The organism is Bacillus sp. 7_6_55CFAA_CT2, from assembly GCF_000238655.1.
Lineage (GTDB): Bacteria > Bacillota > Bacilli > Bacillales > Bacillaceae_G > Bacillus_A > Bacillus_A cereus.
Genome location: NZ_JH414711.1, coordinates 508,508 through 521,963, shown reverse-complemented (window position 1 = coordinate 521,963; position 13,456 = coordinate 508,508). Strand labels below are relative to the sequence as shown.

Genomic DNA, 13,456 nt, shown 5'->3' with positions numbered 1-13,456 from the left:
CTTCTGAAAAAATCGACAATTTTTCGAATTCACCTTTTCTCCGTTATTTGTTATAGTTATATTTGTATGATTTTTGAAATTGGAGGAATGAAATCTTGGAACGTGAACTCGCACTAGAAATTGTCCGTGTAACAGAAGCAGCAGCATTAGCATCCGCACAGTGGATGGGCCGCGGAAAGAAAAATGAAGCAGATGATGCAGCAACTACAGCAATGCGTGATATGTTCGATTCAGTAAACATGGCAGGTACAGTTGTAATTGGTGAAGGAGAACTTGATGAAGCACCGATGTTGTATATTGGTGAAGAACTAGGAACAGGTAACGGTCCAGAAGTAGACATCGCCGTTGATCCATTAGAAGGTACAAACATCGTTGCAAAAGGTCTTGCAAATGCAATGGCAGTTATTGCAATCGCAGACAAAGGGAACCTTCTTCATGCTCCTGATATGTACATGGAAAAAATCGCGGTTGGTCCAAAAGCAGCTGGTAAAATTAGCTTAGATGATCCAATTGAAAAAACAATTGAAATTGTAGCAGAAGCTAACAATAAAAAGATTCGCGATCTAACAGTTATCGTTCAAGAACGTGAACGTCATCAAGATATTATTGACCGTGTTCGTGCAAAAGGTGCACGCGTAAAATTATTTGGTGACGGTGATGTTGGTGCGTCAATCGCAACAGCACTACCTGGAACGGGTATCGACTTATTCGTAGGTATTGGCGGAGCTCCAGAAGGTGTTATTTCTGCAGCAGCATTAAAATGCCTTGAAGGTGAAATGCAAGCTCGTTTAGTTCCAATGAACGAAGAAGAAGAAGCTCGTTGTCGTGAAATGGGATTAGAAGATCCTCGTCAACTTCTTATGTTAGATGACTTAGTATCTGGGGATGATGCAATCTTCTCAGCAACTGGTGTATCTGCTGGTGAGTTATTAGACGGTGTTAAATTCCTTGGCGGAGATTTAGCTGAAACATATTCTATCGTAATGCGTTACAAAACAAGAACAGTACGATTCATTAAAACGCATCACCATTTAGATCATAAGCCACACTTAAACTTAGATATTTAATAAAGGAGCCATGTGTATGGAAGAACGTTTCTTTCTGTACGACGATACTGTCGCTACAAAAACGCGTTTCGTTAGCTTTATGGGAGAAAATGAGCGTCACGATTTAGCGCTTTTATACTCTGATCGTCATTACGGTAAAACAATTGTCCTTGATATGCAGCGCAATAAATTTGCAATCATCGGCGCTGACGATTTAAACGAACCAGGCTACTTAGAGCACGCATTTTCTATGACTGAAGAAATTGCAGAAGAACTACGCTCATTTTTATTTGAACTTATATAATTTATCTTAGGCACCAGCTAAAACAGCTGGTGTTTTTTCATTGTAAGTATTTTTAATTTTCAAACTAATATGTTATAATTAAGAATAAATCTATTTGGATAGAAAGGACGTTATCTACGTATGCCAACATTTACTTTGTAATGGACCAGCAATTGGATAGCATTACTCTCAAAAAAGCACCACGCTTTTTCAAGGGAGTAGTCTGCCCATTCCCATTACAAAGGAACGTAACGCATCTGTAGTATGATGTTTACGGAGGTTCCTAAGGGAACCTCCTTTTATTTTTGTCTTTTTCTCATGTCTTCATACTACAAGACATCCAAATAGCTGTATTACGTTCCTTTGCCACTACTATAAGAGGTGAAGGAAAATGCAGAAAGTACAACTTTCTTGGAGTTTATATGAAAATGAACAAAACACAATCGAAAAGTATTGTAAAAATTGCAGACGCACTACCCTATTTACCGACACAAATATTCGTAGGCATAACGCCAACGGAAAAAACATATATCGCTTTGCCATTTATAAATGTCCGAAAGATCATACGTGGAATCAAAAACTGCGTATTTATAAATCATTTACTGATCACGTTGAAACAGTCGATATGACGCAGCAAGATCAAGCCGAAACAACTACTACTATTTCCATTATGCAACATAAAGAAAACGGCATAGCTAAAATCACGATCGTATTAGACATCGTTTTCGGTTCCCACCGCATGGATAAAGCCTTATCCACATATATTTCCGACTGGAGCCGTACACTCATTGTGGATAAAATTAAAAATGGGGATATTCAATTGAATGGACAACAAATGAAGCCAAATACAATACTATCTGAAGGAGATTATATCTCGATTTGTTTATAATGCAAAAAATCCTCTTACAATCGTAAGAGGATTTTTTTATTTCTTCATTTTTCGTAATACGAAGTGTGCGCAACCGAAGTTACAGTACTCGTATAAATACTCCGTTAACGTACTAATTTTCGTATCATATGTCGCACGCTGGTTACTATCATCAAAGAATCCGCGCAATCTAAGTTGCTCATATCCCCAGTCTCCAACGATATAATCATATTTATTTAAAATTTCTGCATAGCGCTCTTTAAATGCTTCTTCACTAAAACCGTCACGAAAGTTTTTAATTACTTCGTACTGAACATTATTAATGCTCACCGTAGCATGAATTTCTTGCTTTTGCTCCATCATTAACTTCCTCTCTAAGCATTCTTCTTTTTATCGTATCACAAAGCATAACAACCAACAATTTCAAATACAAAAAATTGCAAATTAGTACATGCTATGGAGAAGGAGGTGATACATCGTGAAAAAACAAATTTTACTTTCCCTTCTCACTATTTCCTTATTTGCAGGCTGCCAATCAGCGAACAAAGCTGAAATGGAACGTGAAGAAGGAAGCCGTGTTCTTGTTTCCAATAAAAATGACATGTATCATACGGAAAATACAAATACACGGCTCACAAGGGTCGGCTATTCATCTAAACAAAAGCATGAAGTATCTAACAAACAAGTAGGAGCCATTAACCGTGAGAAAGTTGCTGAAATGATTACAAGTATGACAGTCAAACTTCCTGACGTTACAAACGCTGCTACGCTCGTTACCGATGATGAAGTATTTGTTGTATACCGTGCAAACACAACGGATCCAAAACTCGTAGCAGATCAAGTATATAGAGCTGCTTTGTCCATCGTCCCTCGCTATTATAAAGGATATGTATCAACAGACCAAAAGTTGATTTCCCAAATTCAAGGTCTTCAATCTGGCGCATTAAATGATACAGAATATACGCAAAGCCTCGATATGCTAAAACGTGAAATGAGTAAAAATCCTCATTTGAACAATACGGGAGATCAGACTTTGAATGATATGATTAAAAAGTAAAACAGGTGGAGAAAACCTCCACCTGTTTTACTTTTTATTTTTTATTACGATCCGCATAAACCTCCATCGCATCACACATAAACTGCGCTAACCCTTCACCAAACTTATCGATATTTTTCGTGAAGCGCTCATCAGCGACGTACATTTGACCAAGTCCTTTAAAAGCATCTAATGAATATTCACCGAAGTTTTGCAAGTAATCGTACCACACCCCAATTGCTTCTTGTGCCTCTTTAGAATCTGGTGCTCCGTGTCTAAGCGCTGCTAAATTTCTATAAATAGCATTAAACTCCTCTTGGTTCTCTTTTGACATACCTTTTGCATATTCATTTGCTTTATCTACAGCTGCGTCTCCCCATTTTTCACGTGCTTCTTCTTCATATGGGTTATGGCTGAAATCGAATCCTTCAAATTTCTCTTTGTTCGTCATTTCAATCTCTCCTTTTGTATGCTGAATTGTTTTATCAATCGTCGCAATCACCTTATCTAATCTGGCACGCTTTTCAAGAAGCATTTTCTTATGAAGCTGTAGTGCCTCTTCGCGATCAAATGATGGACTCATGATAATCTCTTTAATTTTTTTCAAAGGGAAGCCAAGCTCTTTAAAAAACAAAATTTGCTGCAATGTCTCTAAATTTTCATTGGAATACAGACGATATCCAGACTCTGTCGTCTCGTCTGGGGTTAACAACCCAATTTCATCGTAATGATGCAGTGTGCGCACACTAATTCCAACTAAATCAGCTACTTCTTTTACTCTCATTGTCATTTGTATCTCCCCCTTAATACATACGATAAAGTATGACGCAACGTTAGAGTCAATAAGTAAATTCATTTTATCTTAAAAAGTTTCATCTCTCCTATATTTCATGCATAATAGATATGTACATATATTAGAAAGCGGTGAAAGTATGGTTTCAAATACTGTAATTGCCAGCATCATCTTTCAACTCATTGTCTCGATTCTGGTCCCAATTATTGTACTCGTTTATTTCCGTAAAAAATATAATATGAGTTGGAAAGTGGTCGGCATTGGTGTTCTTATCTTTATCGGATTTACCCAAATTCTTGAAACACCATTCCACCTATTTATGCGCGGTAATCCAACAATCGCTCCATTTTTAGAAAATCCGTTTGTCTTCGCAATTTATGGCGGATTGACTGCTGGTATTTTTGAAGAATTAGGACGCTTCGTTGCCTTCTTCTTCTTACTAAAAAAATATCTAGAATATAAAGATGGCTTCGCTTATGGAATTGGTCACGGCGGAATTGAATCTATTTTAATTGGCGGTTTTTCTGCATTACAAGCATTAATCTTTGCTAATTCTATTAACGATGGTAGCTTCGCTCGACTGATTGAACAAAAACCCGAGCTGAGCATTTTACAGGACATGTTAATTCAGCAACCTGCCTACTTATACTTCCTTGGTAGCTTAGAAAGAATTATGGCACTCGTGCTTCAAATTGCCTTTACAATGCTTGTTTTATACGCAGTAAAACAGAAGAAATATATCTTCCTAGTATACGCTATACTATTCCACGCATTTGTAGACTTTTTCGCGGCACTTTACCAAACAAAAACAATCAATATCTTCGTTGCAGAAGGAATTACACTTCTTTGTACAATTGGCGCTGTCGTTCTTATTCGCAAAATGAAAGCGAAATTAATGAGTGTACCGGAGTAAAAAATAAACCACCGATTGGTGGTTTATTTTTTATGGATTGTCGCAATGGTGATAGCTTTTTCCTTCTTGCAGCTCCCTCTTTGTTTCTGCATCTATAACGATATATTTATGAAACTCTTCTACTTCATTTTGAGAAAAGGAAGCAAAAAAATAAACTTGGCGATCAGGATGAACAAAAAAATCTTGAAGCATCACACTACTCCGACAACCCACGGCTGTTTTTTGTAGGAAAGAAAATTCTTCATCGGGCACTTCTTTAAATAAGATTTTTTTTCGAACACTATATGCTGCATTATTGTATTCTTTATAGATTTTCTTATCTAACTGTTTATAAAAAATATCCTCACTCACAAATGACTTATTTCGATTGCTTGGATAATTTACTTTGTGATTCGACTCTGCATAAGTTGTGGACAAGTGTATAAAAAAACAAAGACTAACTACAATACATATCATTTTATTCATGATTGCACCTCAAATGTTCATTATCCACATTACTTTTCCACATATTTAAATCCATATGCCGTTTTCCAAGAAAAAGGAATTATTTCCACATTTGTCGAAGTATATAGCGTCAACTTGAAAGATGGGGATGAATTATGAAGAAAATTATTGTAATACGACATTGTTCAGCAACTGGGCAAAAACGTGATGCTGAATTAACGACCGATGGAAAAGACCAAGCAAATACCCTTGCTACATTCCTCTTAGAAAATCATCTACAAATCGATCATATTATTTCAAGCCCATTTGTCCGAGCTATCGATTCCATTCGGCCCTATGCGCTCCAAGCTAACTTATCTATCCAAGAAGATGAACGATTAACTGAACGCATATTGAGCAACGTTCCAATGGATGATTGGATACAAAAACTAGAATCTACTTTTACAAATATAGATATTGCCTTTTCAGGCGGAGAGTCAACAAAACAAGCAACAGACCGTGCCATATCGCTTATTCAAGACGTTTTACAATTAAACCATACGACAACACTACTTGTTACACATGGCAATTTACTTACGCTCATTTTAAAGCATTTTGATCATACGATTGGCTTTAATGAATGGAGAACTTTAACGAATCCTGATATTTACGAAATTACAATCGACGAACAATGTATCATAAAACGCTTATGGGAAGCATCGTCCAAGTAATATCCCTTTCCAAAACATTCAGTTGACGCCACGAGAAGAAACTGTACTAATAATAGAAAGGGGTATCACTCCATATGTACGAAGATGTACTTGCTCTACTACATAAAACAAATGTTTCTTATGAAAAATTTGAACACGAACCAGTACTCGATTATGAGACAGATCGGATTGTACGTGAGAGACTCGGCTTACAAGGCACTCCAAGTAAAAGCTTATTTTTAAAATCAAAGTCTGGAGATTATTACGTATTTTTTACGTTAGAGGGCACAAGACTCAACCGGGGAGAAATGAAAGAACTAACAGGAGAACGGTTATCTCTCTGTTCTCCTGATGAACTGCGAGACAAAACTGGTTGTACGCCGGGATGTGTGGCTCCTTTCGGATATTCACACGATGTAACAATTATTGTGGATAACGCTATTTATACGTACGATAAAATTTTAATTACACCTGGTGTACCTGAATTTACAATTGAATTATCCACAGAAGAATTAAAAAAGATTTTATTAACATGTCCAAATACCGTTTTAGAGTATAAACAAAAAGAGAGCTAATCGTTAGCTCTCTTTTTTCATTATTTAGCTTCTGCTGTTTTTTCTTTTGCAGAACGTACTTGCTCGTCCGCATGGTAAGAAGAACGCACAAGTGGGCCAGCTTCACAGTGGCTAAATCCTTTGCTAAGTGCAATTTCTTTAAGCTCTGCAAATTCTGCTGGTGGGTAATATTTAAGAACTGGTAAGTGCTTCTTAGATGGTTGTAGGTATTGCCCAAGAGTTAAAATATCCACATTGTTTGCACGTAAGTCATCCATTGCTTCAATTAAATCTTCTCTCGTTTCACCTAAGCCCACCATAATGCTCGATTTAGTTGGAATATCAGGCTGCATTTCTTTCGCTCGACGTAAAAACTCTAATGAACGTTCATATTTTGCTCTAGCGCGAACTCGGTCAGATAATCGACGTACTGTTTCAATGTTATGGTTTAAAATATCTGGTTTTGCATCCATTAACATTTTTAAGTTTTCTTCTACTCCACCCATATCAGATGGTAATACTTCGATTGACGTAAATGGATTTTTACGACGTACAGCGCGTACTGTTTCAGCAAAAACAGCTGCTCCGCCGTCTTTTAAATCATCACGTGCAACCGCTGTTATAACAACGTGCTTTAAGCCCATTTGTACTACTGAATCTGCCACGCGTTCTGGTTCTTGTAAATCAAGCTCAGTTGGTAAGCCTGTTTTAACCGCACAAAAACGACAAGCACGTGTACAAACCGCACCTAAAATCATAAATGTTGCTGTTTTTCTTACAGCCCAGCATTCATGAATATTCGGACATTTTGCTTCCTCACAAACGGTATGAAGATTTTTAGAACGCATCATTTTCTTTAAGCCTGTATAGTTTTCATTCGTGTTTAACTTAATTTTCAACCATTCGGGCTTGCGCTTATATTCTGTTTGTTTTGTCATGGTTATCAACTCCGCACAATATGAAATAGTTTACCGTGTTCGCTTCTTTCAATGTAACATATCTATTCTAACGTATGAAAGCGATTTGCTCAAATGAAGATTCTAAGATTTTTTCCAATCGTTCCCTATAATGAAATACTCCGTATATCCCACACTAAAAAGAGTGATGTTGTGAAAGGAGTCTATTTCATGCTTCGAAAAATTTCTCTTTTGCTTTCTATTTGTTTTCTTCTCCACCAAAACATCGCTTACGGTGAAGATAATCAGCAAAGCATATACGAAAAGCGCATGGCACTATATAAAGAAACCGAGCAGTCTTCAGGCATTCCATGGTATTACTTAGCTGCAATGGATCAATATGAAAGAAATATACGGAGCGTAAGAAAAGATATTCCGAAAAAACCAGATGCCATCATTTCCCTTTATTTCAAACCAGAAATATGGGCTGGACCTATTAATAGTAACAATACTCTCCCCCATACAATTTCTCTATTTGGCGGAATAGGTTTAGATGGTGACAAAGATGGATTTGCAAATGCAAATAGCGACCGTGATCTTCTGCATACCGCAGCGACTATTTTAAGGAAACAAGGAACATCAGAAGACCGTATTAAAATTATGCTCTGGGAATATTATAGACGTGCCAAAACAGTTGATTTAATTAGCGAATACGCCCAAATTTATAAACATTATGGACGTATTAATTTAGAAGGAAATGCTTTTCCTCTTCCGATCCGTAGTGACCATAGCTACCGTAGTACTTTCGGTGCTGGAAGAAGTTTTGGCGGCAGAAGGATTCATGAAGGAACCGATATTTTTGCCGGATATGGCGTGCCAGTAAGATCGACTTGCTATGGCATTATTGAAACGAAAGGTTGGAACCGCCTTGGTGGATGGCGCATCGGTATTCGCGACCTTCATAACAATTACCATTATTACGCTCATTTAGGCGGGTTTTCAAAAGAAATACAGCTTGGACAAATTGTTGAGCCAGGGAAAGTAATCGGATTTGTTGGTAGCACTGGTTATGGACCTCCTGGTACAGCCGGAAAATTTCCGCCCCACTTACATTTTGGCATGTATAAAGACAATGGCTATACAGAATGGGCCTTCGATCCATACATGCATTTAAGCCTTTGGGAGCGCAAAGAACGAGCAAATACAAAACGATAACCGTAGCTGCATTGCTACGGTTATTTTTTATCCAGTAAAAGTCTGACTGAGCCGGGTTTCACTTTATTTACAACTAACTATCTGTTTTCTTTTTATCAGGTACAGCAACACTTCCGCTTCCGTAATAAGTAGGCACTTCCCCTTGAACAATGCGCGTTGCAATTGGAACGTCTTGCTTTACTGTTATTTCTTTCGTGTGAAATGGAATAATTACTTGCAACGTGACTTCCATCTCCATAATAATTTGAATCGCTGTCGTATTGATCCCGTGCGGTTCAATTTTTTGTTTAATATCCGTATTCACATGACCAATCGTCGTGAAATCAATTGGAATATCGGGTCCTATATTTCCAAGAAGCGCATTATCCGTTACACGACCAAAAGGAACTGCCATCGTTGCTCCATTTTTTTCAGAAATACCTAGTCCCTTCAAATCACCTTGTTCTACTTGCTGTAAATATTTTTCTATGTATGTGGTCGTTGATGTTACGATTTCATTTACTTGCTTCGTATTTAAATTAATTGTGGATACTTTCCCGTTTTTATCATTTTGTACTTTCATTAATGAATCTACATCGAATCCTTCATTAATTCTATCTTTTACCGCCTTCGTCATAATCGCTGTCGCCATTTTATGTGTCTCTACTTCCCCATATTTAATTAAGGTCGGCTGAATATTATTATTCACAATCCACAACCCTTGCGTAAGTAATATAACAAAAAGAATAAACGACATAAGCAGTATGTACCGAAAGGAAATAGGCCCCCTTCGAAACCGCGAATTTTTCGAACGAAATATACTCATAAAAAAACCTCCTTCTTATATCATTTCTATGCAAGAAGGAGGGACGATATATGCTTATCTCATTTTTAATAATGCTTCTTTTCCGATTGTGCCAGCCGTAATACCTAAAGATTCGGCTTCAATCGTTACTGATTCTAGCGGTGCTTCAAGAAGTTGTTCAATCGTTCTTACACCAACCGCGCGGCCAGCAATAATTCCTCGATCACCTAACTTCTCATTTAAAAGACCTACATCTAACGCACCGCACATAATATATCCTTTATCGCTCATTACAGCTAGCAAATTTGTCTTTGGAAGTTTGACGCTAACTGCAATAAACGTATAATTATCAATTATAATTGGCTCCACATTAACCATAGTTCACACTCCTCTCTTTCTTATCTGTATGACAAGAGAAAAATGAGTGTTACAAGTTAACTAGCCTATAGTTTAACGGAAGATGTATAAGTTATTAACATATCTGTTAACACATCTCTAAGTAGTTCTGGCATATAATATTGTTTGTCAGAAAGTGTGGATAGCTCTGGGTATAAGTAGCCAAATGTAAACATATCAATCGTTCCTACTGTATATATACGATCTAATTCCAGCGATTCCCCGTTAATTAATACATCTTCGAGTAAAATTTTATTCCCGGGAATCGTATCTGGAATGACTTCTACACCAGCGTAAATCATTTTCCCCATCACTTTTCCCCGAAATCCGAATCCTTTCACCTCAAGATTCTCCATATTCGGCTTACGTGCTTTCAAAATAACTTCTCTTAATATCTTTCCTGGAACTTTCAAAGCACACGGATTAATTGGATGTGGACAAATTCTGTGAATATCTCCGCGCGTTACAACACCCTCTTCTAACCCTTCAAGAAGTACACCAGCGTTCACCATGCCAATCTCTGCATTGCACCATGTTTTCAGCGCACTTGCTAACATGTGAGAAAACGGCGTCTCATGAAACCAATCAACCGGTAATGACTCTTTTAAATGAACGACAGACTCTGCCATTATATGCTCACTTTCTTCCTGCAGTATTTCAATTGTGGATAACGGCTTGCTATAAGCACCTAACCGTTCCGTCTTAATCGCTCTACCGTCTTTTTTCAGCAATTTCTTCATCTCGATATCCACAGTAAGCTGCACGTGACCAACGTAACGTCCCCACTTTTCACAACAACAAAGTAAAGTATTATTCAGTAGAATACCACGCTCAAATAAATGATGCGTATGTGCTCCTAAAATAACATCTATATCATAATGCTCTGCCATATACTCATCCATACTTTTTCCAAGGTGAGAAAGGACAACCGTAATATGAGCCTCATCTTTCACTTCTTCTAAAATAGACTCTAAATGAATAATGGGATCTTCAATATGCCAATCGAGCATCTGATAAAACTCTGGATAAGCTACCGTTAATCCGATAAAAGCAATGGTAATCCCATCCGTCGTTGTATGCAATTTATAAGGCCTTGCCCATGACGGACGTACCCCTTCTTTTTCAAATAAATTTGCGACAAGTATTTCAAATCCAGCATCATCATAGAGCCGATTCAAATGCTCCTTCGCTAACGTAATTCCTTCATTATTTCCGATCGTTACATAATCATATAACGCCTCATTCAAAAGCTTCGTATTCCCAAGTCCATTCGTCGCTTCCGAAATACTATGAAAACGATCCACATGATCGCCGATATCAACCGTCAAAACAGTCTCTCCCGCTTCCTGTCTTCGCTTTTTCTCCCCTAGAACAAACCGAGAAATTTGCGGCCAATTTTCAAAATGACTATGTATATCGTTTGTATGATAAAGGTGGATGATTGTTTCTTTATTTGTATTCAGAGAAAAAACCTCCTCTCAGTTCCTTACTGCCATTTACGCTATGCGCACACAATAATCCTGTAAATACTTTTCGTCTTTTCTTGCTATTTTACATTGTACTCGCATTGTGAGAAAAAGCAAAAGATTGTCCTTTTTATACGAGAAACTTTATTTTTGCCAGTGTGGGGATTAGTTGGTAGAGCGGGGATTTGTCAGAAAGTTAGCCGTGGGGATTTTCCCATAAGTTCTTTGCTGCATTTGTCATTATTTTAATCTAAATTACTTCCAGTCGCCCTCTTTATATATAAATGCTCCTTTCCTGTTTGAAGGGTGCGAGGTATTCGTTCCTCTTGCTATGTCGTAATTTGTTGATAAGTCGATATCCCTTGTCGAATCGTCGATATATTGAAATAATCGCTGATATATTCCGAGTTATGGTCGATATATTTGAAAAATCGCTGATATATTTAACTGAACACCCACCCGGGTATCCTCTCCCAAGCCAAGACAAATCCGCAAAACAAAAAAGCGCCCTGCACAGCAGGGCGCTTTCTTCATGCATATATTATCCAGCTTTGCCTCCTAGACCCTCATGTCTAAGAACCTTCCGCACGAGAAGATAAAAAGCATCTTCTGTGCGAAAGAACCTTAGCCAACGGGTCTGAACAGTCGGCTCCGCATTTCTATTTAACCAATAGAACCTTCCATCTCAAACTTGATTAGGCGGTTCATTTCAACTGCGTATTCCATTGGAAGTTCGCGAGTGAATGGTTCAATGAAGCCCATTACGATCATTTCTGTAGCTTCTTGCTCAGAAATACCACGGCTCATTAGGTAGAATAATTGTTCTTCTGATACTTTAGATACTTTCGCTTCGTGCTCAAGTGAAACGTAATCGTTTTTGATTTCGTTGTAAGGAATTGTATCAGATGTAGATTGGTTATCCATGATTAACGTGTCACACTCGATGTTAGAGCGAGAGTTTTTCGCTTTTGGTCCGAAGTGTACGATACCACGGTAAGTTACTTTACCACCATGCTTCGCAATCGATTTAGAAACGATTGTTGAAGACGTGTTTGGTGCTAAGTGAATCATTTTCGCACCAGCATCTTGGTGTTGGCCTTTACCAGCAATCGCGATAGATAATGTTAAACCACGAGCGCCTTCGCCTTTTAAGATAACTGCTGGGTATTTCATCGTTAATTTAGATCCGATGTTACCGTCAATCCATTCCATCGTTGCGTTTTCTTCACAAACCGCACGTTTTGTAACTAGGTTGTATACGTTGTTCGCCCAGTTTTGGATTGTTGTATAACGGCAATAAGCATCTTTTTTAATGATGATTTCTACTACCGCACTGTGAAGTGAGTTAGTAGTGTAAACAGGTGCTGTACACCCTTCTACGTAGTGTACGTGTGCGCCTTCGTCTACGATGATAAGCGTACGCTCGAATTGTCCCATATTTTCAGAGTTAATACGGAAATACGCTTGAAGTGGTGTATCAACTTTAACACCTTTTGGAACGTAGATGAATGATCCACCAGACCAAACTGCAGAGTTTAATGCAGAGAATTTGTTGTCTGTTGGTGGGATTACTTTTCCGAAATGTTCACGGAAAATATCTTCGTTCTCTTTTAATGCGCTATCTGTATCTTTGAAGACGATTCCTAGAGCTTCTAGGTCTTCTTTCATGTTGTGGTATACAACTTCAGATTCGTACTGTGCAGATACACCAGCTAAATATTTTTGCTCAGCTTCTGGAATACCTAATTTATCAAATGTTGCTTTAATTTCATCAGGTACTTCATCCCAAGACTTCTCAGATTTCTCAGATGGTTTTACGTAGTACGTAATTTCATCGAAATCTAAGTCGTTTAAGTCGCCGCCCCATTGTGGCATTGGCATTTCGTAGAACTTATCCAGTGATTTTAAACGGAAGTCTAACATCCACTGTGGTTCTTCTTTCATACGTGAAATTTCTTCAACGATTTCTTTTGTTAAACCGCGTCCAGCACGGAAAATCGAAACGTCTTTGTCTTTGAAACCATATTTATAATCGCCGATATCTGGCAGTTGCTTCGCCATGTTGGTGTGTCC

16 protein-coding genes are annotated in these 13,456 nt (G+C 37.9%); 8 read left to right on the top strand and 8 right to left on the bottom strand.

What is annotated here, in order from left to right; genetic code table 11:
- Positions 1–95 precede the first annotated feature (95 nt).
- The 3 genes from glpX to HMPREF1014_RS23215 all read left to right on the top strand — a co-directional run bounded on the left by glpX (position 96) and on the right by HMPREF1014_RS23215 (position 2,218).
- On the top strand, positions 96–1,067 hold the full coding sequence (gene glpX / locus HMPREF1014_RS23230; RefSeq protein WP_000439090.1) for a class II fructose-bisphosphatase: 972 nt from the start codon (positions 96–98) through the stop codon (positions 1,065–1,067).
- Positions 1,068–1,083: 16 nt separating this feature from the next.
- The gene (locus HMPREF1014_RS23225; RefSeq protein ID WP_000392606.1) at positions 1,084–1,350 is read left to right on the top strand and encodes a DUF3055 domain-containing protein; all 267 of its coding nucleotides are present in this window, start codon (positions 1,084–1,086) and stop codon (positions 1,348–1,350) included.
- Between the two features lie 370 nt (positions 1,351–1,720).
- Positions 1,721–2,218: a hypothetical protein gene (locus HMPREF1014_RS23215; protein WP_001174576.1), complete on the top strand. Its 498-nt coding sequence runs from the start codon at positions 1,721–1,723 to the stop codon at positions 2,216–2,218.
- Between the two features lie 36 nt (positions 2,219–2,254).
- Here HMPREF1014_RS23215 and HMPREF1014_RS23210 read toward each other — a convergent pair whose 3' ends face one another.
- Positions 2,255–2,557, bottom strand: coding sequence for a YutD family protein (locus HMPREF1014_RS23210; protein ID WP_000435942.1), 303 nt, complete (start codon positions 2,555–2,557; stop codon positions 2,255–2,257).
- 118 nt (positions 2,558–2,675) lie between these two features.
- Between HMPREF1014_RS23210 and HMPREF1014_RS23205 the strand changes: the two genes are divergently transcribed.
- On the top strand, positions 2,676–3,254 hold the full coding sequence (locus tag HMPREF1014_RS23205) for a YhcN/YlaJ family sporulation lipoprotein (protein ID WP_000744129.1): 579 nt from the start codon (positions 2,676–2,678) through the stop codon (positions 3,252–3,254).
- Positions 3,255–3,288: 34 nt separating this feature from the next.
- Here the strand turns inward: HMPREF1014_RS23205 and HMPREF1014_RS23200 are convergent, their stop codons facing one another.
- Positions 3,289–4,023, bottom strand: a complete 735-nt coding sequence (locus HMPREF1014_RS23200; protein WP_000178774.1) for a MerR family transcriptional regulator — start codon at positions 4,021–4,023, stop codon at positions 3,289–3,291.
- A gap of 100 nt (positions 4,024–4,123) precedes the next feature.
- On the opposite strand from HMPREF1014_RS23200, the gene HMPREF1014_RS23195 reads away from it, so the two are divergent.
- Positions 4,124–4,939 carry a YhfC family intramembrane metalloprotease gene (locus HMPREF1014_RS23195; RefSeq protein WP_009327507.1) on the top strand — a complete coding sequence of 272 codons (816 nt, stop codon included), beginning with the start codon at positions 4,124–4,126 and terminating at the stop codon, positions 4,937–4,939.
- A 30-nt stretch (positions 4,940–4,969) separates the two neighbouring features.
- Here HMPREF1014_RS23195 and HMPREF1014_RS23190 read toward each other — a convergent pair whose 3' ends face one another.
- A complete protein-coding gene (locus tag HMPREF1014_RS23190; RefSeq protein ID WP_001038437.1) occupies positions 4,970–5,404 on the bottom strand; it encodes a hypothetical protein in 435 nt (144 codons plus the stop codon).
- Positions 5,405–5,538: 134 nt separating this feature from the next.
- Between HMPREF1014_RS23190 and HMPREF1014_RS23185 the strand changes: the two genes are divergently transcribed.
- On the top strand, positions 5,539–6,093 hold the full coding sequence (locus HMPREF1014_RS23185; protein WP_000721048.1) for a histidine phosphatase family protein: 555 nt from the start codon (positions 5,539–5,541) through the stop codon (positions 6,091–6,093).
- 74 nt (positions 6,094–6,167) lie between these two features.
- Entirely contained in the window at positions 6,168–6,647 is a 480-nt protein-coding gene (locus HMPREF1014_RS23180) for a YbaK/EbsC family protein (protein WP_000272747.1), read from the top strand.
- A 20-nt stretch (positions 6,648–6,667) separates the two neighbouring features.
- Here the strand turns inward: HMPREF1014_RS23180 and lipA are convergent, their stop codons facing one another.
- A complete protein-coding gene (lipA, locus tag HMPREF1014_RS23175) occupies positions 6,668–7,564 on the bottom strand; it encodes a lipoyl synthase (RefSeq protein ID WP_000166372.1) in 897 nt (298 codons plus the stop codon).
- Between the two features lie 189 nt (positions 7,565–7,753).
- Between lipA and HMPREF1014_RS23170 the strand changes: the two genes are divergently transcribed.
- The gene (locus HMPREF1014_RS23170; RefSeq protein ID WP_000944669.1) at positions 7,754–8,737 is read left to right on the top strand and encodes a M23 family metallopeptidase; all 984 of its coding nucleotides are present in this window, start codon (positions 7,754–7,756) and stop codon (positions 8,735–8,737) included.
- A 73-nt stretch (positions 8,738–8,810) separates the two neighbouring features.
- Here HMPREF1014_RS23170 and yunB read toward each other — a convergent pair whose 3' ends face one another.
- The 4 genes from yunB to sufB all read right to left on the bottom strand — a co-directional run bounded on the left by yunB (position 8,811) and on the right by sufB (position 13,444).
- Positions 8,811–9,542, bottom strand: a complete 732-nt coding sequence (gene yunB, locus HMPREF1014_RS23165) for a sporulation protein YunB (RefSeq protein ID WP_009327506.1) — start codon at positions 9,540–9,542, stop codon at positions 8,811–8,813.
- A gap of 54 nt (positions 9,543–9,596) precedes the next feature.
- Complete coding sequence (locus HMPREF1014_RS23160) at positions 9,597–9,899, bottom strand: YunC family protein (RefSeq protein ID WP_000248464.1); 303 nt, start codon at positions 9,897–9,899, stop codon at positions 9,597–9,599.
- Between the two features lie 65 nt (positions 9,900–9,964).
- On the bottom strand, positions 9,965–11,356 hold the full coding sequence (locus HMPREF1014_RS23155; protein ID WP_084796690.1) for a bifunctional metallophosphatase/5'-nucleotidase: 1,392 nt from the start codon (positions 11,354–11,356) through the stop codon (positions 9,965–9,967).
- Between the two features lie 690 nt (positions 11,357–12,046).
- Positions 12,047–13,444 (bottom strand): Fe-S cluster assembly protein SufB, encoded by a 1,398-nt coding sequence (sufB, locus tag HMPREF1014_RS23150; RefSeq protein ID WP_001118827.1) that lies wholly within the window; start codon positions 13,442–13,444, stop codon positions 12,047–12,049.
- Positions 13,445–13,456: the final 12 nt, after the last annotated feature.

Coding starts and splice junctions, on each gene's coding strand:
- HMPREF1014_RS23225 (WP_000392606.1), top strand. CDS start 1,084: ATGGAAGAACGTTTCTTTCTGTACGACGATACTGTCGCTACAAAAACG.
- HMPREF1014_RS23215 (WP_001174576.1), top strand. CDS start 1,721: ATGCAGAAAGTACAACTTTCTTGGAGTTTATATGAAAATGAACAAAAC.
- HMPREF1014_RS23210 (WP_000435942.1), bottom strand. CDS start 2,557: ATGGAGCAAAAGCAAGAAATTCATGCTACGGTGAGCATTAATAATGTT.
- HMPREF1014_RS23200 (WP_000178774.1), bottom strand. CDS start 4,023: ATGACAATGAGAGTAAAAGAAGTAGCTGATTTAGTTGGAATTAGTGTG.
- HMPREF1014_RS23195 (WP_009327507.1), top strand. CDS start 4,124: ATGCATAATAGATATGTACATATATTAGAAAGCGGTGAAAGTATGGTT.
- HMPREF1014_RS23190 (WP_001038437.1), bottom strand. CDS start 5,404: ATGAATAAAATGATATGTATTGTAGTTAGTCTTTGTTTTTTTATACAC.
- HMPREF1014_RS23185 (WP_000721048.1), top strand. CDS start 5,539: ATGAAGAAAATTATTGTAATACGACATTGTTCAGCAACTGGGCAAAAA.
- HMPREF1014_RS23180 (WP_000272747.1), top strand. CDS start 6,168: ATGTACGAAGATGTACTTGCTCTACTACATAAAACAAATGTTTCTTAT.
- lipA (WP_000166372.1), bottom strand. CDS start 7,564: ATGACAAAACAAACAGAATATAAGCGCAAGCCCGAATGGTTGAAAATT.
- HMPREF1014_RS23170 (WP_000944669.1), top strand. CDS start 7,754: ATGCTTCGAAAAATTTCTCTTTTGCTTTCTATTTGTTTTCTTCTCCAC.
- yunB (WP_009327506.1), bottom strand. CDS start 9,542: ATGAGTATATTTCGTTCGAAAAATTCGCGGTTTCGAAGGGGGCCTATT.
- HMPREF1014_RS23160 (WP_000248464.1), bottom strand. CDS start 9,899: ATGGTTAATGTGGAGCCAATTATAATTGATAATTATACGTTTATTGCA.
- sufB (WP_001118827.1), bottom strand. CDS start 13,444: ATGGCGAAGCAACTGCCAGATATCGGCGATTATAAATATGGTTTCAAA.